At 55.9% G+C, this 23,234-nt stretch carries 22 protein-coding genes; 12 read left to right on the forward strand and 10 right to left on the reverse strand.

Annotated features, from left to right (window positions below):
• Positions 1-2: 2 nt before the first annotated feature.
• The 6 genes from fliI to I6L58_RS11070 are packed head-to-tail and all read right to left on the reverse strand — an operon-like array spanning position 3 to position 6,188.
• Complete coding sequence (gene fliI, locus I6L58_RS11045) at positions 3-1,322, reverse strand: flagellar protein export ATPase FliI (protein WP_006177447.1); 1,320 nt, start codon at positions 1,320-1,322, stop codon at positions 3-5.
• Positions 1,315-2,061, reverse strand: a complete 747-nt coding sequence (gene fliH, locus I6L58_RS11050; protein ID WP_088209315.1) for a flagellar assembly protein FliH — start codon at positions 2,059-2,061, stop codon at positions 1,315-1,317. Before fliH ends, fliI begins: the two co-directional genes overlap by 8 nt.
• Before the next feature lie 3 nt (positions 2,062-2,064).
• Positions 2,065-3,099 (reverse strand): flagellar motor switch protein FliG, encoded by a 1,035-nt coding sequence (locus I6L58_RS11055; RefSeq protein ID WP_006177449.1) that lies wholly within the window; start codon positions 3,097-3,099, stop codon positions 2,065-2,067.
• Positions 3,077-4,750, reverse strand: coding sequence for a flagellar basal-body MS-ring/collar protein FliF (fliF, locus tag I6L58_RS11060; protein ID WP_088209314.1), 1,674 nt, complete (start codon positions 4,748-4,750; stop codon positions 3,077-3,079). Before fliF ends, I6L58_RS11055 begins: the two co-directional genes overlap by 23 nt.
• Positions 4,751-4,760: 10 nt before the next feature.
• Positions 4,761-5,135: a flagellar hook-basal body complex protein FliE gene (gene fliE, locus I6L58_RS11065; protein ID WP_088209313.1), complete on the reverse strand. Its 375-nt coding sequence runs from the start codon at positions 5,133-5,135 to the stop codon at positions 4,761-4,763.
• 21 nt (positions 5,136-5,156) lie between these two features.
• Complete coding sequence (locus I6L58_RS11070; RefSeq protein WP_006177452.1) at positions 5,157-6,188, reverse strand: sigma-54 interaction domain-containing protein; 1,032 nt, start codon at positions 6,186-6,188, stop codon at positions 5,157-5,159.
• A gap of 479 nt (positions 6,189-6,667) precedes the next feature.
• Here I6L58_RS11070 and I6L58_RS11075 point away from each other — a divergent pair, with 479 nt between their 5' ends.
• The 7 genes from I6L58_RS11075 to I6L58_RS11105 are packed head-to-tail and all read left to right on the forward strand — an operon-like array spanning position 6,668 to position 12,963.
• Positions 6,668-7,549 carry a FliM/FliN family flagellar motor switch protein gene (locus I6L58_RS11075; RefSeq protein WP_088209312.1) on the forward strand — a complete coding sequence of 294 codons (882 nt, stop codon included), beginning with the start codon at positions 6,668-6,670 and terminating at the stop codon, positions 7,547-7,549.
• On the forward strand, positions 7,542-7,943 hold the full coding sequence (locus I6L58_RS11080; RefSeq protein WP_006177455.1) for a FliM/FliN family flagellar motor switch protein: 402 nt from the start codon (positions 7,542-7,544) through the stop codon (positions 7,941-7,943). The genes I6L58_RS11075 and I6L58_RS11080 overlap by 8 nt, the downstream gene beginning before the upstream one ends.
• On the forward strand, positions 7,940-8,692 hold the full coding sequence (gene fliP / locus I6L58_RS11085) for a flagellar type III secretion system pore protein FliP (RefSeq protein WP_006177456.1): 753 nt from the start codon (positions 7,940-7,942) through the stop codon (positions 8,690-8,692). Before I6L58_RS11080 ends, fliP begins: the two co-directional genes overlap by 4 nt.
• A 2-nt stretch (positions 8,693-8,694) precedes the next feature.
• The gene (gene fliQ / locus I6L58_RS11090) at positions 8,695-8,967 is read left to right on the forward strand and encodes a flagellar biosynthesis protein FliQ (RefSeq protein ID WP_006177457.1); all 273 of its coding nucleotides are present in this window, start codon (positions 8,695-8,697) and stop codon (positions 8,965-8,967) included.
• 6 nt (positions 8,968-8,973) lie between these two features.
• A complete protein-coding gene (fliR, locus tag I6L58_RS11095) occupies positions 8,974-9,747 on the forward strand; it encodes a flagellar biosynthetic protein FliR (RefSeq protein WP_088209311.1) in 774 nt (257 codons plus the stop codon).
• A complete protein-coding gene (gene flhB / locus I6L58_RS11100) occupies positions 9,744-10,877 on the forward strand; it encodes a flagellar biosynthesis protein FlhB (RefSeq protein ID WP_176399450.1) in 1,134 nt (377 codons plus the stop codon). The genes fliR and flhB overlap by 4 nt, the downstream gene beginning before the upstream one ends.
• A complete protein-coding gene (locus tag I6L58_RS11105) occupies positions 10,867-12,963 on the forward strand; it encodes a flagellar biosynthesis protein FlhA (protein ID WP_006177460.1) in 2,097 nt (698 codons plus the stop codon). The genes flhB and I6L58_RS11105 overlap by 11 nt, the downstream gene beginning before the upstream one ends.
• On the opposite strand, the gene I6L58_RS11110 is transcribed toward I6L58_RS11105, so the two are convergent.
• Complete coding sequence (locus I6L58_RS11110; RefSeq protein ID WP_006177461.1) at positions 12,964-13,956, reverse strand: lysozyme inhibitor LprI family protein; 993 nt, start codon at positions 13,954-13,956, stop codon at positions 12,964-12,966. It abuts the gene before it with no gap.
• A 173-nt stretch (positions 13,957-14,129) separates the two neighbouring features.
• On the opposite strand from I6L58_RS11110, the gene I6L58_RS11115 reads away from it, so the two are divergent.
• From I6L58_RS11115 to I6L58_RS11130, 4 genes are all read left to right on the forward strand, one after another.
• Positions 14,130-14,378 carry a hypothetical protein gene (locus I6L58_RS11115; RefSeq protein ID WP_137273370.1) on the forward strand — a complete coding sequence of 83 codons (249 nt, stop codon included), beginning with the start codon at positions 14,130-14,132 and terminating at the stop codon, positions 14,376-14,378.
• A 534-nt stretch (positions 14,379-14,912) separates the two neighbouring features.
• Positions 14,913-16,361: a sensor domain-containing diguanylate cyclase gene (locus I6L58_RS11120; protein ID WP_140418828.1), complete on the forward strand. Its 1,449-nt coding sequence runs from the start codon at positions 14,913-14,915 to the stop codon at positions 16,359-16,361.
• Positions 16,362-16,427: 66 nt separating this feature from the next.
• Positions 16,428-17,192 (forward strand): EAL domain-containing protein, encoded by a 765-nt coding sequence (locus I6L58_RS11125; RefSeq protein WP_058610808.1) that lies wholly within the window; start codon positions 16,428-16,430, stop codon positions 17,190-17,192.
• An 11-nt stretch (positions 17,193-17,203) separates the two neighbouring features.
• A complete protein-coding gene (locus I6L58_RS11130; protein ID WP_088209308.1) occupies positions 17,204-18,730 on the forward strand; it encodes an EAL domain-containing protein in 1,527 nt (508 codons plus the stop codon).
• A gap of 45 nt (positions 18,731-18,775) precedes the next feature.
• Here I6L58_RS11130 and ssb1 read toward each other — a convergent pair whose 3' ends face one another.
• Positions 18,776-19,306 carry a single-stranded DNA-binding protein SSB1 gene (gene ssb1, locus I6L58_RS11135; RefSeq protein WP_006177466.1) on the reverse strand — a complete coding sequence of 177 codons (531 nt, stop codon included), beginning with the start codon at positions 19,304-19,306 and terminating at the stop codon, positions 18,776-18,778.
• Between the two features lie 246 nt (positions 19,307-19,552).
• Here ssb1 and uvrA point away from each other — a divergent pair, with 246 nt between their 5' ends.
• Positions 19,553-22,378 carry an excinuclease ABC subunit UvrA gene (gene uvrA / locus I6L58_RS11140; protein ID WP_006177467.1) on the forward strand — a complete coding sequence of 942 codons (2,826 nt, stop codon included), beginning with the start codon at positions 19,553-19,555 and terminating at the stop codon, positions 22,376-22,378.
• On the opposite strand, the gene I6L58_RS11145 is transcribed toward uvrA, so the two are convergent.
• Both I6L58_RS11145 and I6L58_RS11150 read right to left on the reverse strand, forming a co-directional pair.
• The gene (locus I6L58_RS11145; RefSeq protein ID WP_006177468.1) at positions 22,379-22,732 is read right to left on the reverse strand and encodes an MmcQ/YjbR family DNA-binding protein; all 354 of its coding nucleotides are present in this window, start codon (positions 22,730-22,732) and stop codon (positions 22,379-22,381) included.
• Between the two features lie 2 nt (positions 22,733-22,734).
• A complete protein-coding gene (locus I6L58_RS11150) occupies positions 22,735-23,151 on the reverse strand; it encodes a secondary thiamine-phosphate synthase enzyme YjbQ (RefSeq protein WP_088209306.1) in 417 nt (138 codons plus the stop codon).
• Positions 23,152-23,234 lie beyond the last annotated feature (83 nt).

Consider the following 23,234-nt stretch of genomic DNA (forward strand, 5'->3'; position numbering starts at 1 on the left):
AATTATCCTGCCTGGGCCAGCGCGTTAAGGTCGGCAATGGTGTTGCCGAGCGGGGCCGCGTTCTGCACTTCCTGCTGCAGGAAACGGGTTATCGCCGGCGAGAGGTTGACCGCTCTGTCGGCCACGGGATCGGCTCCCGCCACGTAGCCACCCAACGGGATCAGCGGCTTAATGCTCTGGTATTCGGCGTAAAGCTGCTTGAGGGTGCGGGCGGCGCGTTGATGATCCTGTTCCGTCACCTGGCTCATACAGCGGCTGATGGACTGACCGATATCAATCGCCGGATAGTGCCCGGCCTCTGCCAGATGACGCGAGAGGACGATATGGCCGTCGAGCACGGCGCGCGCGCAGTCGACAATCGGGTCCTGCTGATCGTCACCTTCTGCCAGCACGGTGTAGATGGCAGTCATGGAGCCCAGGCTTTCACTGTTGCCCGCGCTTTCAACCAGCTTCGGGATCAGGCCAAACGCCGACGGCGGATAGCCTTTAGTGGCAGGCGGTTCGCCCAGCGAGAGCGCGATCTCACGCTGCGCCATGGCATAGCGGGTAAGGGAATCGACCAGCAGCAGCACGTCCTTGCCTTTGTCGCGGTAGTAGCTGGCGATGGTATGGCACAGCTCGGTGGCTTTAATGCGCATCAGCGGCGACTCATCCGCCGGGGCGGCGACAATCACCGATTTACGGCGTCCCGCCTCGCCCAGCGAGTGGTCGATAAACTCTTTGACCTCGCGTCCACGCTCGCCGATAAGCCCAACCACCACCACTTCGGCCTGGGTGTAGCGGGTGATCATCCCGAGCAGCACGCTTTTCCCCACGCCGCTGCCCGCCATCAGCCCCACACGCTGGCCTTTGCCAATGGTCAGCAGGCCGTTGATCGCCCGCACGCCAACGTCGAGCGGCTCCGCAACCGGCTGGCGTTTTAGCGGATGAACCTGCGGGAGCTGCTGCGGCAGCACGGTATCGCCGGTCAGCTTGCCTTTGTCGTCGATCGGTTCGCCAAGGCCGTTGACCACGCGCCCGAGCCACTGGTCGCCAATCAGCACTCCGTGCTGTTTGTCCATCGGAAAGACGCGCGCGCCCGCCATCAGTCCGGCAGGCTGTTTGAAGGGCATCAGAAAGGTGACGTCGCGGTCAAACCCGACCACCTGGGCGTCAATCAGCTCGCCCTCGCCCCCTTCCACCTGGCACAGCTGGCCCACGGCCAGACGGCAGCCGACGCACTCCAGCAGAATGCCCGCCACGCGCACCAGCCTTCCGGCCACGCGGGCGAGGTTAATGTTTTCAAGCGAGCGCAGGACCTGCTCGAAATCGTGATCACTCATCGTGCGATTCCGGCAGCAGGTTAGCTTTCAGAGCGTCCATACACTGATCGAGGCGGTGCTGGCAGCCCACGTCCATCTCGGTGGTATTGGTGATCACCCGGCACTCGCCGGGCGGCAGGTCGGGGTCTGCGGTCAGCCCCCAGTGCGCCGCTTTGTCCGGCTCCGCTTCGCTGATGCGGCGATGCTCGTCGCTGTTGAGCAGCACTTTGACCTGCTCCGGCTGCTGCGGCAGCGCGGCAAGCGCCTCCTCCACGAGGGTAAGGATTTGCGTCGGATGCAGGGTCAGCTCGCAGCGGATCACCTGGCGGGTCACTTTTTCCACCAGCTGCAATAATTCTTCCCGGCGACGCTGTTCGTAATTCGCCATGAAGCTTTCCATCGAGGCGATAATGCTGTCCAGCGGGTGCGCGGCTTCGAGGAACTGCTGGCGCGCCTGCGTTTTGCCTTCAGAGCGGCCCTTGCGCACCCCCTCGTCAAAACCGAGGCGTAATCCTTCCTGATATCCTTCCTCTTTGCCCTCTTCCAGCCCCTGCGCGAAACCGCTGTTCAGCCCTTCCTGAAAGCCCTGCTGCAGTTGGGATTGCAGGGCGGCATCGTCCGGGACGTGGCGCATCTCGTCGGGGAGACTCTGGGCCACGCGACGTTTGCGCAGCGGCGGAAACTTGTGCAGACGCGGTTTAATCACCGCCTGTCGGCTGTTGGTCAGGGCGCTCAGCGGTAAGCTTTGTTTTTTGTACATGGGTTACTCCATGGTCTGCTCGGTGAACAGCTGAACCTGAATTTCGCCCTCTTCCGCCAGCTGGCGCACCGTCGCCATGATCTCTTTACGCACGTGTTCGATACGGCTCACCGGCACCGGCCCCAGACGGGTGGTGGTGGATTGCAGCAGCGTCACCTGGCGTTTCGGCATCACGTTGAAGATGGCCTGACGCAGCACCGGCTCGGTGCCCTTAAGCGCAATCGCCCACTCTTCAATGGCAATTTCTTCCATCAGGCGTTGCAGCGTCGCCGGGGTTTGACGGCTGAGGATGAAGAACTCGTACATCTCCTCTTCCAGCTCATCCACCACGTCGGCATCGCGCTCGCGCAGTTGGTCGAGCAGTTGCTGCTGGTTGCCGGAAATGCGGTTGACGATGTTGGCCGCGTGTTTGATGCCAACCACTTTTGAACCGTGCTCGGAAAGCACCGCCACGCCGCGCTCGATGAGCCGGTCCAGCTCGTCAATCACGTCGCGGTTAACGTCGTCCAGGCGCGCCACGCGCCAGACAATCTCATCCTGACGCTCCGGGGACAGCGCGCTCAGCACCCCCGCCGCCACGTCCGGGGGCAGAAACGCGAGGAACACGGCCTGAAGCTGGAGGTGTTCCTGCTCGATCAGCGCCGCCAGCTGCGGGACATCCACCCACTGCAGGCGCGCCATACGGTGGCGGATTTCATCGCCGTAAATGCCGTTGATCACGCTGCTGGCAATCTCGCCGCCCAGCGCTTTTTCGAGGATCCCGCGCAGGTAGCTGCGCGACGCGCCGTTGATGCCGCTCTGCTCGCGGTAGTCATCAAAGAAGTTGTTCATCGCGTGGCGGGCGTGATCGACTTTTACGCCGTGCAGACGCGCCATGGTGTCGCTCAGCAGAATGACCTCATCGCGGTTCATCTTCTGCATCACTTTCGCCGCCGCTTCTTCGCCCACGCTGAGCAACAAAATGGCGGCCTGTTCCAGTCGGCTGCGTCCTGTTTTGACGCTGCCCTTACTGCTGTTACGTATTGTCAGTTCGCTCATTGCTGTTGATCCATTGTTTCAGTACTTCAGCCATACGTTCCGTTTCGTTTTCCGCCAGCATTTGCAGGTACTCCACCTTGGTTTCAAGGCCAGAGCTTTGCGGCGGCAGTTCGGTGTCCTGATTGAACGCCGGGCCAGGCAGGCCGGTCAGACCGGATTCGGTGGTTACCATGTCGTTCTCAATCGCCTCGGTCTGGGCGCTTCCTTCAATCGCCGCCAGCTCGACAGGTTCACGTCGACCGTAGCGCTGCGCCAGCGGACGCAGGCCGAACAGCAGCGCGAGCAGGATCAGCATGCCGATGCCGCCGTTTTGCCCCCAGTACTGAATGTTCGGGTCCTGCCACCACTTCGGCTCCGGGAAGCCGTCTGGCGTTCTGTCGATAAAGGCCAGCCGGTCCAGCGTCAGGGAATCACCGCGGTCTTTTTCAATGCCCGCCGCGTCTTCCACCAGCCGGGTTAAGGCGGTGAGTTGTTCCGGCGTCATGCTGGCGAGCGGCTTAGCCGCCTGGTTTAACGCCACCGCCACGCGCAGTTTCTCCAGCTTGTAGCCGGGATGGCGGATATGACGAATGTCGCGGTCGAAGGCATATTTACGCTGCTCCTGCGAACGGCTGGAGAGCGAGCTGGGCGTGCGGTTTTGCGTCTCGGTTTGTGCCGTCTGCGCGTTAGCCGCCATCGGCGGGGTAGCGGGCGCAGGCTGGTTTACCGGGCGGTTGCTGAGCGAACCGGGGATACCCATCGCCAGCTCGTTAGTGGTGTTCTCGCGCGAGATATTTTCATCGCTGACCTGGGGTTCTTTACCCAGGCGCTCCTGCGTCTCTTCGACGCTGCTCATGTCAACGGTCGGCGTCACGCTGATGCGGAAATTCTCGTTGCCAAACAGCGGGGACAACAGCGCGGCAATATTGTTGGTGGTTTCGTTTTTGATGCGCTCAATGACGTCACGCCCCTGACGAATGCTCGCCATGCTGGTGCCGCCCTGCTGGCCGTTTTCCGAGAGTAAATTGCCCGCCTGATCCACCACGCGCACGCTGCCCGGCTGCATACCCGGCACGCTCCCCGCCACCAGCTGGACAATGGCCGCCACCTGCTGTTCATCAAGATGCTTGCCGTAGCGCAGCTGGAGCATCACCGAGGCGCTGCTCTGGGGTTTGTTGGTCATCACAAACGAGCTGGACTCGCTCAGCCCCAGGTGGACGCGCGCATTCTCGACCGGATCCAGCGCCATAATGCTGCGGGCCAGTTCTCCCTCCAGGCTGCGCTTGTAGCGAACGTTTTGCACAAACTGGCTGCTGCCGAGCATCTCGTCTTTGTCCATCAGCTCGTAGCCGTCCGGCATCACGGCGGTAATGCCTTTTGCCGCCAGCGCCATACGCGCGCGCGGGAGTTTATCTTCCGGAACGAGGATCTGGCCGTTGTCAGGATTGATGCGATACGCAATGGACTCTGCGCCCAGCACCTCAACCACCTGCGCCACCGGGAGTTTTTCATCGCTGCCGTACAGTGCGACATAGCCCTGATTGCTGCGCCAGAGAGAGAAAACGATCGCCGCCACCAGCAGCACACCACCCGCCGCCATAAGCCATTGCGGTTTGATGCGCCCGGTCGGCAGCGGGAGGGCAGAAAATGTATCTTTTAACTTTGTCAGCACGAGGGAAACCTTACAGCGGAGTATTCATCACTTCGTCGAGCGCAGTGGTGAGCTTGTTACGAACCTGCATCATGGCGGAGAAGGCCACGCTGGCTTTTTGCGATTCAATCATCGCCCCGGCCAGATCGTCACTCTGACCCAGCTCAATGGCTTTTTGCTTTGCCCCTGCGGCGTGCTGCATGGCATCAACGTTGTCGATAGCGTTATTCAGAACCTGCGAAAAAGAGAGATCGCGTGCGCTGTTCACGCCTTGGAAATCGGCACCTGGCGCAATAAACGTCGACGCGCCGATCCCCCCCGAGGAGGCCACGGCGGCGGTGTTGTGCAGTCTGTCCAGCATCGCCTGCTGGCGGGCCTGCATACCGAGAGCGGTAATGTTGTCCATGGTGTTAGTCTCTTGCACGCATCAGGAATAGCACTCGATATTGATACCTTCTTCGCGCATCGAGGCGAGTCGGTAGCGCAGTGCGCGCGGGGTGATGCCTAAAAACGCGGCGGTTTTCGACTTATTGCCGTTGTGGCGTTTCAGCAGTTCGATGATGTACTGGTACTCCGCCATACGCCCGTGCAGCTTAACGTTGCCGATGGCCGACGGTGCAGCCTGCGCTTCGCGGTAGGCGGGCATCAAATCGACGCCTGACGTGGCCGTCATCGTGGCCGGAACGGGCAGGCCAAAATCATTGGCGGTGATCACTTCACCGTTACTCAGGATCATGCCGCGCTGAATCACGTTCTCCAGCTCGCGCACGTTGCCCGGCCAGTCATAGGTCAGCAGCGCCTGACGGGCCTCTTCGCTCAGGCGAATATTGCCTTTATGAAAGGCTTTATATTTAGCGATAAAACGCATCGCCATTGGAATAATATCCAGACGGCGCTCGCGCAGCGGCGTGATATGAATCGGCACCACGGAAATACGGTAGAACAGATCCTGACGGAAACGTCCCTCCGCAATTTCCTGCTGCAAATCTTTATTGGTAGACGCTACAAGACGAATATCCAGAGGGATTTTTTTATGGCTTCCCAGACGTTCGACTTCCTGCTCCTGCAATACGCGTAATAATTTCGCCTGCAGGGCTAATGGCATATCACCAATTTCATCCAGCAGCAGCGTTCCGCCGTTGGCCTGTTCAAATTTACCCGCCACGCTGGTAACCGCACCGGTAAATGCACCTTTTTCGTAGCCGAATAAAATGGCTTCGAGCATACTTTCCGGAATCGCCGCGCAATTGACGCCAACGTAAGGCGCATCTGCCCCTAAGGCATTTTCATGAATGTAGCGGGAAACGCACTCTTTGCCTGTACCCGTCTCGCCTGTAATGAGTACCGACACATTATATTTAGCAACACGACGGGCTAATGAAAATACATTTATGCTTTCTGGCGCACGGGCAACAAATCCATTTTCATTATGGGCTTCATGTTCAATAACAATACTCATAACAACTCACCAACATTTAAGCTAATTGTTAACCTGGAGCGAATACGGGCCCGCTGCACCTTTTCAGGTACATTATCAAAAGACGCCTATTCAATATGGATAACAGCGAATTAACCGGGTATTTTTCAATACGGGAATTCATGACTGGAGCGCATTATAACTCACCGTTAGGAATTGTCTTGTTTTTAATGGGTATTAAAATCTTAATCCTTAAAAATCATTAAGTTACAGGATTTATTAATGCACATTAATCGAGCTAAAATAACGAATTAATAATCCATGGCATCTTGATTATGACAGACGAACAGCGTCTAATTCATATCCCTAATAAAGCCACCCGACAATATGGCTTTATAGTGACGCAGACCGACTCACTCACAAAGCGACACGGTTAAACAAAACTTAAATATTTTTATGCCGCTAAGCAATGTGTAAAGACATCTGCTTTATGCTTACGGCGATCGTTATCCGGAAGATCTATGCAAGCAGCTCCTCAGCGAATCAGAATCTACCAACGTCAGGCGCTCCCCGATATGGTAAAGCTCGACGTGAGCAAGCTTGGACGTCCGTGGCATAAATTGCCCAAGATGATGAACGACAGTTTTGATATCTTCGATGCGCGTTTAAGCATTTATTTTCTGAAAAAATTGCGTGTCAACGTCGCGCTGCAGTCGATGACCTTTGCCATCGACCAGACATATAAAAATACGCAGCTCTTTTCAACGCCGTTTGGATCAATGGCCTTTAGTATTGAACGCACGCTGCTGTTGCAAATACTTCACGATTATTACGGACTGGGAAAAGAGAGCCGTAATAAATCGCTGGACGTTCATCAGCCGGTGACAAAAACCGAAGATCGCCTGAAAAATAAAATTGGGCTGGATCTCACGCGATTATTAATCGACAAAGAGACGTTCGGCCAGGACGTTGAGATTAAAAGTGATAACACCACCGTCATTAATCAGTGGTCCTGGTGCGTCACCTTTACCCTCGAAGGCTATGAGCAGGGCAGCTTTACCCTGCTGTTTGATAACGCGCATGTCGATCACCTGCTGGCAAAACTGCGCTCGCCTGACGCCGATCAGGCCACCAGCCGACAAGCGCCGCCGACGCCCGCCCAAATCGAAAGGATATTTTACGGTCTGCCGCTGAAGCTTCACGGCCATGTGACCAGCCTCAACCTCACCGTGGCCCAGCTGGCGCGGATAAAGCCGGGGGATATTATCCCGGTCAATATTAACGAAAACATTCCTGTGTATATCGGCAAAGAACAGATTTTTGACGCCAAAATCGCTGAAGATCGCGGCAAGTTATTACTCTGTGAATTTAACGACAGAACCATTGAGAAGCATTATGAGTGATCTGCAACAAGACCTGAGCCAGTCCCTGGATTTTGGCGACCTGAATCTCGGCGAGATGCCGCGTGAAGAGACCGTTGAGGGCAATATCCGCATGGACATCCAGGCGGAACCGGAATCGCCGGCAGGCATTGACGATCTGCGCAAAATGGCGCTGTTCAGCCGTATACCCGTCACGCTGACGCTGGAAGTGGCCTCCGTTGAGGTGTCGCTGGCAGAGCTGATGACCGTCGGTCACGACTCGGTGATTGAGCTGGATAAAATGGCCGGCGAGCCGCTGGATATTAAAGTCAACGGCATCCTGTTTGGTAAAGCGGAAGCGGTTGTGCTGAACGATAAGTACGGCCTGCGCATTCTCGAATTCAATAGCAAAGAGCTGGGCGAGTTAACAAGATGACGTTGCACCTGCGCACCGCCCTGCCGTGGCTGCTGTTGGGCGGTTTACTGGTCTCTCCGCAACTGCTGGCGGCGAACGGCGATATCACCCTGTTCAGTTCGTCCACTACCGCTGGCGGCCAGGATTACAACGTCAAAATTGAAATCCTGATCCTGATGACATTGCTGGGTCTGCTCCCGGTGATGCTGATGATGATGACCTGCTTTACGCGCTTTATCATCGTGCTGGCGATCCTGCGCCAGGCGCTCGGCCTGCAGCAAAGTCCACCCAATAAAATCCTGACCGGGATTGCGCTGGCGCTCACGCTGCTGGTGATGCGCCCGGTGTGGACCACCATTTATCAGGACGCCATCGTGCCGTTTCAGAATGACGAGATCACCATGAAGCAGGCGTTCGGCAAGGCGGAAGCGCCGCTGAAAAACTTTATGCTGGCACAAACCAGCAATAAAGCCATGTCGCAGATGATGACGATTGCGGGCGTGACGGGCGATCCGAAAGAGCAGGATTTAACGGTGGTGACCCCGGCGTATCTGTTGAGCGAGCTGAAAACCGCGTTCCAGATAGGCTTTATGATCTACATTCCTTTCCTGGTCATTGACCTGATTGTCGCCAGTATCCTGATGGCAATGGGGATGATGATGCTTTCGCCGCTGATTGTTTCGCTGCCGTTCAAGCTGATGCTGTTTGTCCTGTGCGACGGCTGGACGCTGATTGTCGGTACGCTTACCTCCAGCGTGCAGGGGCTTTAGCAATGGTCACGATGGACATTGCCGGGGACATCATGGCAACCGGCATTAAGCTGGTGCTGATTATCTCCGCCGTAGCGATTATTCCCAGCCTGATTGTCGGCCTGTGCGTCAGTATCTTTCAGGCGACCACGCAAATTAACGAACAAACGCTGAGCTTCCTGCCGCGCCTTCTGGTCACGCTGGCGGTGCTGATTATTGGCGGTAAATGGATGCTTACCCAACTGGTAGATTTCACCGTCAATATTTTTCAGCAGGCGGCGGCGCTGGTGGGATAGCGGGCAATGGGCATTGATATCTCTACGCTGATCAACCCGCTGCTGGCGCTGGTTTTTCCGTTTTTCCGCATTCTGGCGTTTCTGCACTTCTGCCCGGTGCTGGACAACCGCGCCTTCAGCCGACGTATCAAAACCGTGCTGGCACTGGCGCTGGCGGCAATCATCACCCCGATGCTGCCGGAAAAAGTGCTGATCACCGAGCTGATGTCGATGCGCACTGTCCTGCTCATCGGTGAACAGCTGCTGTGGGGCATGCTGTTTGGCATGGCGATGCAGCTGGTCTTCGTTGCGCTGCAAACGGCGGGACATATTCTTTCAATGAATATGGGTCTCGGCATGGCGATGATGAACGACCCGGTGAACGGCAGCTCAACCACGGTGATTTCGCAGATGATCTACATCTTCTGCGGCCTGCTGTTTTTCGTGATGGACGGGCACCTGCTGGTGGTCACTATTCTCTACAAAGGCTTTGTCTGGTGGCCCATCGGCCAGGCCATCAATAAACCCACCCTGCTGCTGATTGTGCAGAGCCTGGGCTGGATTATGTCGTCGGCCACGCTTATCGCGATCCCGACCACCTTTGTAATGCTGATTGTGCAGGGCGGCTTCGGGCTGCTTAACCGCGTCTCGCCTACGCTCAACCTGTTCTCGCTGGGCTTTCCAATCAGCATGCTGTTTGGCCTGCTCTGTATTTCGATGATGATGACCAATATTCCCGACCACTATCTCAACCTGACCACCGAAATCCTGGCCAGGCTCGAAGCCGTGAGGACGCACTGATGGCGGCCGGTGGCGATAAAAGTGAAAAACCCACAGCGCAAAAGCTGCGCAAAGCGCGCGAAAAGGGTGATCTCCCGCGTTCCAAAGATCTCACTATGGCCGTGGGCCTGCTGGCGTCGTTCATCACCATGGGCACCTTTTTCCCCTATTACAAAACGCTGGTCGAGGAGTCTTTTACCTCGGTCGGCATGATGGCGGGACGGCTGGATGACCAGGGGGCGTTGAGCCAGTTTTTGATGTTGAACGTGTGGGTGATTATCCGCTTTATCATCACCCTGGCACCGATCCCCCTCGCCTGCATCGTGGCAAGCCTGGTCCCGGGCGGCTGGGTGTTCACCGTTTCAAAGCTCAAGCCCGACTTTAAAAAACTCAGCCCCATCAGCGGCGTGAAGCGCATGTTCTCCAGCAGCCACTACGTTGACGTCGGCAAGATGATGCTCAAGTGCGGCATTATTCTGGCGGTGCTTTACACCATGGTGCACAGCTCGCTCAACCCGCTGCTGCACCTGCAGCGGCTGAGCCTGAGTCAGGCGATTCATCACGGGTTTGGCATTCTGCATCACGTGCTGGTCTATTTCATTGCGGTGATTGTGATCTTCGCCCTGCTCGACGTGCCGCTGGCGAAGTTCATGTTCACCAAAAAAATGCGCATGACCAAGCAAGAGGTGAAAGAAGAGTACAAAAACAACGACGGTAACCCGCAGATCAAAGGCCGTATACGCCAGCTTCAGCGTCAGATGGCGATGGGGCAGATCAACCGTACCGTGCCGGAGGCAGACGTGATTATCACGAACCCGACGCACTACGCGGTTGCGCTCAAATACGATCCGAAAAAAGCCGAAGCGCCCTACATCGTGGCAAAAGGCATGGACGATATTGCGCTCCATATCCGGGACGTGGCTCGCCATCACCAGATTGAAGTGGTCGAATTCCCACCGCTGGCGCGTGCGGTTTACCACACCACCCGCGTAAACCAGCAAATTCCGGCCCAGCTTTTTCGCGCGATTGCGCATGTGCTGACCTACGTCATGCAGATTAAATCCTGGCGTACCGGCCAGCTTGAACAAAAACCCCGCCTGAACAGGCAGATAAACATTCCAAAAGAGGTCTTAAAAGCCGATGGCGAATAGTAAGTTACAGCAGGCGCTTGCCATACTCAGTAAAGGGCGAATAGGCGTTCCGGTACTGCTTCTGTGCGTGCTGGCAATGGTCATGCTGCCATTGTCCCCGCTGATGCTGGATATCTTATTTACCTTCAACATTGTGCTGGCGGTAGTGGTGCTGCTGGTGGCGGTCAATATGCAGCGTCCGCTGGATTTTGCCGTCTTCCCGACGCTGCTGCTGATCACCACGCTGATGCGACTTACCCTGAACGTCGCCTCTACCCGCGTGGTGTTGCTGCATGGTCATGAGGGCGAAGGCGCGGCCGGTAAGGTTATCGAAGCCTTTGGTCAGGTGGTGATTGGCGGCGACTTCGTGGTCGGGTTCGTGGTCTTTATCATCCTGATGATCATCAACTTTGTGGTGGTCACCAAAGGGGCGGAACGTATTTCTGAAGTGTCGGCCCGCTTTACGCTGGATGCCCTGCCGGGTAAACAGATGGCGATCGACGCCGACCTTAACGCCGGGCTGATTAACCAAAACCAGGCGCGAGACCGCCGTAAAGAGGTGTCGAAAGAGGCCGACTTCTACGGTGCGATGGACGGTGCCTCGAAGTTTGTGCGTGGTGACGCCATCGCCGGGATCATGGTGCTGGTCATCAACGTCATCGGCGGGATTTGCATCGGTATCTTCAAATACAATCTGGATGCCAGTCACGCCTTCCAGCAGTACGTTCTGCTGACCATCGGTGACGGCCTGGCCGCGCAGATCCCGTCCCTGCTGCTCGCCACCGCCGCCGCGATTATCGTGACCCGCGTCAGCGACGGCGACGACGTCAGCGATGAGATTAAAACGCAGCTGCTGGCGAAACCGCAGGTGCTGTATACCGCCGCCTTCGTCATGTTCATCCTGGCGATTGTCCCCGGCATGCCGCACATCGCGTTCCTGTGCTTCACCGCCCTTTTGCTGTTTGCCGCCTGGCGACAGAGCAAGATCGTGAAGCCCGCCGCCGAAGAGACCGACTACGACGCCATTAGCGACGCGCTGGCAACGGACGCGACGCCTGCGATTAACTGGGAAAGTATTCCGCTCGTCGAGCCGATTGGGCTGAATCTGGGCTATAAGCTGGTGACGCTTATCGATACGGCGAAAGGAAGCCCGCTATCGCAGCGTATTCGCGGCGTGCGTCAGGTGGTGTCTGAACAGTGTGGCGTGCTGCTGCCGGAGATCCGCATCCGGGAGAACTTCCGCCTGAAGCCCGCCCAGTACGCGATCTACATCAATGGCATCCGCACGGCGCTCGGCGAAGTGTATGCCGAGAAGCTGATGGCCATTCCAGGCGCAGAGCTGTACGGCGAAATTGACGGCGTGCTGGATACCGATCCGGCCTACGGCATGGCGATCGTCTGGATCGATCCTGACCAGAAGGCCAAAGCGCTGAACCTGGGCTATCAGGTGGTGGATTGCGCCAGCGTGGTGGCAACGCACGTCAACAAGGTGGCGCGCGAGCATCTGCCGGAGCTGTTTAATTATGACGATATCACCCACCTGCACGCGCGTCTGGCGCTGCAGGCGCCGAAGCTGGCGGAAGATCTCTCGAATGCGCTCAACTTTAGCCTGCTGCTGCGCATTTACCGGCAGCTACTGCTGGAGCAGGTGTCCCTGAAGGATATTGTCACCATTGCCTCTACGCTACTGGAAAGCTCAGCCGTGACCAAGGATCCGATTCTGCTTACCGCTGACGTGCGTTACGCGCTGCGCCGCGCCATCCTCCACGCCATTAACGGCGATCGGCAAAAGCTGGCGGCTTATACCATTGATAACGCGCTGGAGAATATTTTGCTGGCAGCGTTGAACCAGTCTCAGCAAACCGGCAAGGTGGCGCTGGACAGTTTTGCCGTTGATCCGAACATCCTGACGCAGCTGCAAAACACGATGCCTGTGATTCAGGAGCAGATGAAAGCGAAGGGTCTGCCGCCGCTGCTACTGGTGACGCCTCAGCTGCGGCCGCTGATTTCACGTTACGGGCGTCTGTTTGCCAGCAACCTGCACGTGCTGTCGTACAACGAAGTGCCGGACGACAGCGATCTCACCATCGTCGGCACGCTGGCGTAACTACTCGTCGAGAAAACGCACCTTCCAGGCGGCCAGCGTACGCGGCATTTTACGCTGGTCGCTGCCGTCGGTGCTGTAGTAGCGCAGTTCCAGCCCGCCACCTTTCACCGGAGAGATCCGGCCTGCCCAAATCTCGCCTTTTGGCGTGTACATGATGATAGCCGTGCGGCTGTTCGCGGCACCCTGAACCCACATTGAGAGCACGCGCGCGCCGATATTGTCGATATCGTTCTGGTAGATATAGACGTTGGCACTGTCGACGAAGTTTTGATAATCCTCCCCCACCAGGGCGCGGAATTTCTCATCCAACGCGCTATCCGGGAAGATACCGAGAGAGAGCAAGGTGGCTTTTGGCCGGGGGTCGGTTTCGGAAAGCTTATACGCGCCGTCCAGGAACACCCCGGTGGGCATGGATAAACGGCATCCCCAGTCGGAATTACTGTATACCTGCAACGAGCCGTCCTTTCTGGGGATCAGCAAGAGCTTGCAGTTGCTGGTGTCCACCACGCGTTCAACGGCCAGCATGCCGTACAGCCGCCTTGCTTCGGCGGTAAATTCGTCTTCATTGATGCCTGCCCAGGCGCGAATATCCAGGGTGACGCTCCACTGGGCGTTTCGGCTGAACTGGATCACGCCGCCGCTCATATTGGGCGCCAGCATGTTCCACCATTTTCCTTCCCATTTGAAATTACGGTCGGTGTCGGAGATCGCACTGATGCCGGCATAGTAAGCACGTTCTATGCAGGTGTCTGAGGTACATTTCTCCAGCAGCTTTTCCCACTCGTCATATTTTTTATCGATGTCTGCTACCCCCTCCTCCAGAATCGCCTGGTTATAGATCAGGGAGAGGGTGCTATTCAGCCAGTGGAGATTGTCATTATTGCAAATGGTATTCTCCAGCGGCGTGACCGCGCGCTGGCAGTTTATCGCCATCGCGCCGCCGCTAAACAATAATGTTAGTAAAAACAGTAGGCTAAAGCAGCGGTGTTTCATTTTTGTTCAACTTTCATTCAAAAGGGCGGCTATTGTGGCGAAGGAGAGGCTTTATTGCAATATAAACCATTCACCGTAGTTATATGAATGGACAATGCAGCAATTCTGTTAAGTTATGTACAAATTTTGTCGCATTTTTAATACGGAATGTATTAACTCTGGAAAAATGAGCGATGAAAATAGACAGCAGTAATCTGACCATGGCGACGGTTGCCGCCTATGGCTCCCAAACGGATCCCACCCGGCGTCCTCTGGGGATTAAACGCGCCAGCGGGAATATTTGCCCACAAAGTGGTTTATGGCAAATCGATCATTCTGCCGTAACGAATGTTGTAAATGTTAAAAAGGGAGAAACATTACCCTGGCAAAATGGTTATCCCGTTAACTGGACGCTCATTGAATACGATTTAAGAAACGAATAATTAACATCTGTTATTCTGCAGGAAATAGATTTTCCTTATTGCAGGAAAGGGTATTTCCTGCCCTTTTGGCATAAAACCCACATTAATTTCATAACGAACGCATTGCATTCGCTTTAGCCTCTCCCTCGCCATACAACATCATGCAACATACTGATTATATTAATACTAACCAAAAACTTACGACCATAAAGATCGTTTTAACCAATCAATGTGAATATATCGATCGATAATAGTTATGTATTTTTTCCAAAAAAATCATGATTGATTTCATCGATCAATATTTATTATTCGATCGACTTTGACAATCAAAAAGTGAGCAGGTACCCTTTGTCTTCAGCGTTATTTTTACTCGTTGTTAACTGTTTGTAGTTCAGAGCCATTATCCCAACGCATTTAAACATTTCCTCAACGAGTTGCCATTATCCCGCTAAGTACATACCTCTTGTCTGGTATAACGAGAATGATCCGGAGTTATCAGTGATCGACAGTTTGAATTTCAGAAGGCCGTTAAATATTTGTTTCGCCGTACTTGCCGTGACGTTTATTGTGGTCGGTACGCTGGTTGCCCTTTCGCAATGGACCGCCACGCAGGAAGCGAATAAAAGACATAACCGTCTATATATCAGCAATGTCGCATCGTTCCTTGATAAATATCTGGATGGTTACGAGCGTATCGTGCGGGAAATGACGCGCATCGCCGCCGATCAGCATAAATTCGACAAAATACACGAAAACGACAGGACGCTGCGCAACTGGATGATCGAACGCCTGCGCATTATGCCGGACGCCCTCTCAATCATTCACGTGGACAATAATGGCAGCTATATCCGCCTTCCTTATGTCCCGCTTAGCGACGATCAAGAGCAGAAATGGGACCCACGCAAAGAGTCGTGGTTTTCGATTTCCATCGAAGACTCGGACGAGGCGCACTACAGCGTCAGCCGCGACCCTTTCGCTCACAGAGAGCGCGTAATTACCATTTCGTTGCCCATCATTAACGGCTCGGACGGGTCGAATACGGGCGTTCTGGCGCTGAATCTGGACATGGAAAAAAGCACCGAGATCCTCAGCACCGCGCTGCCCCCCATGAAGAGTCGGACCTTTGTGATGAACCGTCAGGGCGAGCTGGTGATCAATCCGGGCTACCAGTTCGACCCGCAGAGGCTTAAAGCTATCGCGCTGAACGCCCGGGAGCATCGCGGCGACTTCGTGATGGACGACCGCTACTACACCTACCGCACGGTCGGCTCCCAGTCCTGGCTGCTGGTGCACGAAGTGGAGCAGAGCGAGCTAAACAACCTTGCCTTTCAACAGTGCCTGAGCACGCTCTGGGGAACGCTGTGCGCGCTTATTGCCCTGCTCTTCTGCTGGTGGTCGACCCGAGCCGCGCTTAACGCCATCTTTATGCGCATTGCGGCGAGCATCCGCGGCGGCACGATCAAGCCCGCCAGCGTGGAGGAGCTGATTTTCGAAGAGATCCACAGCTCGCAGCAGCGGCAGGAGAAAACGGCGCACGAGGCGCTGACCGACGGGCTTACCGGGCTGAAAAACCGTCGCGCGTTTGATGCCGATGCGGCGCGCTGTAACAGTGAGCCGAACACCCATCTGGCGATGGTGGATATCGATAACTTCAAGATGATTAACGATACCTGGGGGCATACGGTAGGCGATCTGGTGCTGAAAACCGTGGCTGAACTGGGCTCGCGGCTGCGCGGTCTGGAAAATATCACCCTCTACCGCTACGGCGGAGAAGAGTTTGCGGTTCTGTTCCAGGGGATTAGCGCCGAAAAAGCATTAAGCTACCTCGAAAAGTGGCGAATTACGGTGAATACACGGTCGTTCAGAGAACACGATCTTAACGTCTCGTTTAGCGCGGGGCTGTGCAAGATGGGAGGCACCTCGTTGCCAGACACCCTGGGCCGTGCCGATAAACTGCTCTATCAGGCCAAGAAAAGCGGTAAAAATAAAATCATCGCCAGCTGATCGCCCGGTTAAGTTGGGCGGCGTTTGTGTCGTTTAAGGCTGTATTGTTGTGGCTACGAGGCTGGCATGGAAAAGAGTACGCATTTTGTCGTGCAGTGTGTCGAAAAAAATAAACTCGACTCGGGTATCGATTTCGTTATCCAGCCGATTTTCGATCTCTCACGGTTTGTCTGCATCGGCGGCGAAGTGCTGGTGCGAGGCACGCACAGGCGCAATATTGTGCCGCCTCATCTGTTCATCAGCGAGCTGGAAAAAACCGGCGGTATTCTGCCGATGGGGGATTACATCCTGGCGCAGGCGTTTAAATTTCTTGCCGGCCAGCCGCGCGAGCATCTTGATAACCAGCTTTTTACGTTCAATATCTCCTGGGTGCAGCTTCAGGACAGCCACTTTGCTGCCCGCGTGCTTGCGCTGATTGCTGCGCACCCGCTCGCGCCACGCAATCTGGTGTTTGAGATCACCGATGGCGCTGACCAGCTTGATGAGACGGTGAAGCAGAACCTCGATATGTTGCACGATGCGGGGATCAACCTGGCCTGGGACGGGATTGATTGTCTGGAAAAGCTCCGGTCGCGGCTGGCGCTCTATTTGCCCGACTACATCAAGCTCGACAGAAGCTGTCTAGCCGCAAACCGCCTCGACAATACCTTCGCCATGCTGGCGTACGTGGAGGATGTCGACGTGGACGTGGTCATTGAAGGCATCGAAAACTACACCCATGTCTCCACCATGCTGCGTCACGGCGTGAAATACGGCCAGGGTTTCCTGTTCTCTCGCCCGGTGAGCAAAGAGGCCTTCCATCAGCAGTATATGCAGCCGGAACGCGCGTAAGGCGCACCACCATGTATCAGCAAAATTTTTTGCGTAAGACCAAAAACCGCGTACTGGCCGCCGGTATCGCGTTTTTGCTTACGCTGGTGGTCACCACTACGCTGGCGATGATTAACGGGCTGGATAACCATCAAAAGCGCATGGCGGAGCAGGCGCGCTACGTGCAGTCGATTCTGGACAGCATGCTGCGGGATGCGCATGAAGCCTCCCGCCAGGCGTCAGCGCTGCTGGGCAAAGTCTGCAATTTTAACGTCGAGAAAGCGCTGAATATGCTGCCGGGCCGCTATATGCATATTTACTCGATAAACTTCGTTCACAATCAGCACATTAGCTGTTCTTCTCTGTTAGCGAATAAACACGCCAGCGTCACTTACCGGCTTCCGCTGGATAAAACGGTGTGGATGTCGAACGCCCTTAGTGCCCCCGACATTAGCGTTATTTCACTGATAAGCCATTTTCCTCAGGGAACGCTTTACGTCGCGTCCGACCTGCGCTTTCTGCTGGAGGTAATGGGCAACGATCTGATTATTCAGGTATCAGGTAAAACGCTGAACGCCGCCGGGCTGCAAAAAGGGTCACTCGCGACGGCACAATTTGCCAACTATGAACCGTTTCCGGCCCACTCATCCTTGTACTCGCTGGCATGGAGAAGGCCGGAGATAGGCGAAATTATTGGGTTCGTGACCGCCTCATGGCTCTCCATCGCCTTTATTTTGTCGATGTCGACCATCATGGCGACTCTGACCTGGCTGCTGGCGCTCCGCCGCCATTCTCTGTACGCGCAGCTGGCCAGCGCCATCAGACAGCATCAAATTCACCCGCACTATCAGCCGCTGATTTGCGCCAGAACCAACACGGTGGCGGGAGCAGAGGTACTGGCAAGGTGGCATCACGCCGAGCTGGGCTTTATTCCTCCTGACGTTTTCATCCCGGTGGCGGAAAGCACCGGGCTGATTATCGACCTGACGGAAAGTTTGCTGGAACAGGTAGTTCACGACCTGCGGCAGGGTGGTGCCACCTTTCAGCCGGGCTTTAAGCTCAACCTGAACATCAGCCATGCGCATGTGGTGGACAATTCCTTCGATCGGTTTATCGATGACTGGGCAGCCACGTTTGCGGAGCTTGGCATCACCCTGGTGTTTGAGATTACCGAGCGCGAAAACATTGATATCAGCGATGCGCTTGTGGCGAAGATTGCCCACATTAAGCGCAGCGGCATTAAAATCGCGCTGGATGATTTTGGCACGGGGTTTTCCAACCTGGCGTTTATCACCAACCTTAATCCTGACAGCATTAAGATTGACCGCATGTTTACCCGGCAGATTTCGCAGGACACCGCGACGCCGCTGATTGACTGCGTGATTGATATGGCAAAGCGGATGAATATCCTGACGACGGCGGAAGGCGTTGAGTATGACTATCAAGTGGCCTATCTCAAGGCGAATGAGATTGACTGTTTGCAGGGCTATTTTTTTTCGAAACCGCTCAGCTTCAGCGACTTCACCCGGTTTTTACAACGCTACGCGAACCAGAAATAAAAAAGCCCCTTTCGGGGCTTTTTTTTACGACTAAGCGCGAAAGGCTTAGAACGGGATGTCGTCGTCGAAGTCCATTGGCGGTTCGTTAGACGGTGCCGGTGCGGACTGCTGCTGCGGACGAGACTGCGCGCCGCCGCTGAACTGGTTGCCACCCTGTGGCTGCTGAGGCTGACCCCAACCGCCCTGCTGCTGGTTCTGGCCGCCACCTGCCGGTGCGCCACCGCCCTGACGGCCACCCAGCATCTGCATGGTGCCGCCAACGTTTACCACCACTTCAGTGGTGTACTTCTCGGCGCCGGACTGATCGGTCCATTTGCGGGTACGCAGCTGGCCTTCGATATAGACCTGAGAACCCTTACGCAGATATTCACCGGCCACTTCAGCCAGTTTGCCAAACAGCACAACGCGGTGCCATTCAGTCTGCTCTTTCATCTCACCGGTCGCTTTATCACGCCAGGATTCGGACGTAGCCAGCGTAATGTTGGCAACTGCGCCACCACTCGGCATGTAGCGTACTTCCGGGTCCTGGCCCAGATTACCGACGAGAATCACCTTGTTTACGCCTCTGCTGGCCATGTTCGTGTCTCCTGAATACGTTTCTTAATAGTGTAAACGCGCGAGTGTACCATTTCCATACGCTACTTTGATAGTTGCGTAGCACGTTCCAGAGTTCTCACGCTAACGCGACATTGTTACACAGTGAATCAGAAATTGCATTCCAATACTGTATATCCAGACAGGTTAAATTGTGTCATAATTAGCCGTTTCTGCCGGTTGTCCTTCAAACATACCAGGCATCCGAGTTTCTACCGGGAAAGGTGAATGGATAAGATCGAAGTACGGGGCGCTCGCACCCACAATCTCAAAAATATCAACCTCGTCATCCCTCGCGACAAACTCATCGTCGTGACCGGGCTTTCGGGGTCTGGCAAATCCTCACTGGCTTTCGACACCCTGTATGCCGAAGGGCAGCGTCGCTACGTTGAATCACTCTCCGCGTACGCGCGCCAGTTTCTGTCGCTGATGGAAAAACCGGACGTTGACCATATTGAAGGGTTATCACCGGCTATCTCCATCGAGCAAAAATCGACCTCGCATAACCCGCGTTCAACGGTCGGTACCATTACTGAAATTCATGACTACCTGCGTCTGCTGTATGCCCGCGTGGGTGAGCCGCGCTGTCCGGATCACGACGTGCCGCTGGCGGCGCAAACCGTCAGCCAGATGGTCGATAACGTGCTGTCTCAGCCGGAAGGCAAACGCCTGATGCTGCTTGCGCCCATCATCAAAGAGCGTAAGGGCGAGCACACCAAAACGCTGGAGAACCTGGCAAGCCAGGGCTATATCCGCGCCCGTATCGACGGCGAAGTGTGCGACCTGTCCGATCCACCGAAGCTGGAACTGCAGAAGAAACACACCATCGAAGTGGTGATTGACCGCTTTAAAGTGCGTGAAGATCTGGCAACACGTCTGGCGGAGTCGTTTGAAACCGCGCTGGAGCTTTCCGGCGGTACGGCGGTGGTCTCCGATATGGACGACACCAAAGCGGAAGAGCTGCTCTTCTCCGCCAACTTTGCCTGCCCGATCTGCGGCTACAGCATGCGCGAACTGGAACCGCGCCTGTTCTCCTTCAACAACCCGGCGGGCGCGTGTCCGACGTGTGACGGCCTGGGCGTGCAGCAGTATTTCGACCCGGACCGCGTGATCCAGAACCCGGAGCTGTCCCTGGCGGGCGGTGCGATTCGCGGCTGGGATAAGCGTAACTTTTACTACTTCCAGATGCTGAAATCGCTGGCAGAGCACTATAAGTTCGACGTTGAAGCCCCCTGGGCCAGCCTGAGCGCAAACGTGCACAAAGTGATCCTGTTCGGTTCCGCTAAAGAGAACATCGAGTTCAAGTACATGAACGATCGCGGTGATACCTCCGTGCGTCGCCACCCGTTCGAAGGGGTGCTGCACAACATGGAGCGCCGCTACAAAGAGACCGAATCCAGCGCGGTGCGCGAGGAGCTGGCGAAGTTCATCAGCAACCGCTCCTGTGCAACCTGTGAGGGTACCCGTCTGCGTCGCGAGGCGCGCCACGTGTTTGTCGAAAACACGGCGCTGCCGACCATCTCAGACATGAGCATCGGTCACGCGATGGACTTCTTCACCAACCTGAAACTCTCCGGCCAGCGGGCGAAAATCGCTGAAAAAGTGCTGAAAGAGATTGGCGATCGTCTGAAATTCCTGGTGAACGTCGGCCTGAACTACCTGACGCTTTCCCGCTCTGCGGAAACGCTCTCCGGTGGTGAAGCGCAGCGTATCCGTCTGGCAAGCCAGATTGGCGCGGGCCTGGTGGGCGTAATGTACGTGCTGGATGAGCCGTCCATCGGCCTGCACCAGCGCGACAACGAGCGACTGCTCGGCACGCTGGTTCACCTGCGCGACCTCGGCAACACGGTGATTGTGGTCGAGCACGACGAAGACGCTATCCGCGCCGCTGACCACGTTATCGATATTGGCCCGGGCGCGGGTGTGCACGGCGGCCAGGTCGTGGCTGAAGGGACGCTGAAAGACATCATGGCGGTACCGGATTCGCTGACCGGCCAGTACATGAGCGGCAAGCGCAAAATTGAAGTGCCGAAACAGCGCGTGCCAGCCAACCCGGAAAAAGTGCTGAAACTGACCGGCGCGCGCGGGAACAACCTGAAAGACGTGACTCTGACGCTGCCGGTTGGCCTGTTTACCTGTATTACCGGCGTGTCCGGTTCCGGTAAATCGACGCTTATCAACGATACGCTGTTCCCGATTGCGCAGACGCAGCTCAACGGCGCGACGCTCGCTGAGCCTGCACCGTATCGCGAGATTCACGGGCTGGAGCATTTCGACAAGGTTATCGACATCGACCAAAGTCCGATTGGACGCACACCGCGTTCCAACCCGGCGACCTATACCGGCGTGTTCACGCCCGTACGTGAGCTGTTTGCCGGCGTGCCGGAATCACGCTCGCGCGGGTATACGCCAGGACGTTTCAGCTTTAACGTTCGCGGTGGTCGCTGTGAAGCCTGTCAGGGCGACGGCGTGATCAAGGTCGAGATGCACTTCCTGCCGGATATCTACGTGCCGTGCGACCAGTGCAAAGGCAAGCGCTATAACCGCGAAACACTGGAGATTAAGTACAAGGGCAAAACCATCCACGAAGTGCTGGATATGACCATCGAAGAGGCGCGCGAGTTCTTTGACGCCGTCCCTGCGCTGGCGCGTAAGCTGCAAACGTTGATGGACGTAGGTTTGACCTATATTCGCCTTGGGCAGTCTGCCACCACGCTCTCGGGCGGCGAGGCGCAGCGCGTGAAGCTGGCGCGCGAGCTGTCCAAGCGCGGCACCGGCCAGACGCTGTACATTCTCGATGAGCCAACCACCGGCCTGCATTTTGCAGATATTCAGCAACTGCTCGACGTTCTGCATCAGCTTCGCGATCAGGGCAACACCATCGTGGTGATTGAGCACAACCTGGACGTGATTAAGACGGCAGACTGGATCGTCGATCTGGGTCCGGAAGGCGGCAGCGGCGGCGGTGAAATCCTCGTCTCCGGCACGCCAGAGACCGTTGCTGAGTGCGAAGCCTCGCACACCGCGCGCTTCCTCAAGCCGTTGTTGAAGTAATCATACCGACAGCTGCTGTCTGACCTGTTCAGGCAGCAGCTCTATTGCCTGCTGATAAGAGGCATCCACCAGGTAGTAAATCTGTGAATCGGGAATCGAACCGTCGAGATACACGGTGCTCCAGTGCGCCTTATTGAGATGCTGGCTCGGCCTCACATCATGATGCTGCTGACGCAGCAGATCGGCCAGTTCCGGGCTGGTTTTCAGCGCTGCCGCCGGGCGGCCTTCAACCTCTTTGACCATCGCAAAAAGCACGTCGCCGACCTTTATCTGCGTGGCTTTCCAGTCGTTGTGGACGCTTTGCTCCGCGCCTGATTTGTTCATGCAATACTGAAGTATCTCCGAAATTGTCATCTTTATTCCCCTTGTAGCGTAGCGATAATTTTACGCGGACCACAGTGAATGCGATGCTCTCCCAGCCAGATCCCTTGCCACGTGCCCAGCATCAGCCGCCCCTGGTGTACCGGCAGCATCAGCGATACCCCCAGCAAAGAGGATTTGATATGCGAAGGCATATCGTCCGCCCCCTCATAGTCATGCTCATAGGCGGCGTTGTCGGGCACGGTTTTGAGAAAATGCCGTTCCATATCAGACCGGACGGTGGGATCGCAGTTTTCGTTTAACGTGAGAGAGGCGGACGTGTGCTGAAGCAGCAGGTGCAGCAAACCCGTTTTGACGCGCGATAAATCGCGGATTTGCCCGACGACTTCGTCCGTCACCAGGTGAAATCCGCGCGATTTTGCGCTCAGGGTCAGGGTCTGTTGATACCACATTGGCTGCTCCGTTAAGAAAGATGAATCTTTCTAAGTGTGCAGCAAGAAGGCGAAAGGTAAAACCCGCGGCGGCAAGATTTGAT

The organism is Enterobacter cancerogenus (genome assembly GCF_019047785.1).
Classification (GTDB): domain Bacteria; phylum Pseudomonadota; class Gammaproteobacteria; order Enterobacterales; family Enterobacteriaceae; genus Enterobacter; species Enterobacter cancerogenus.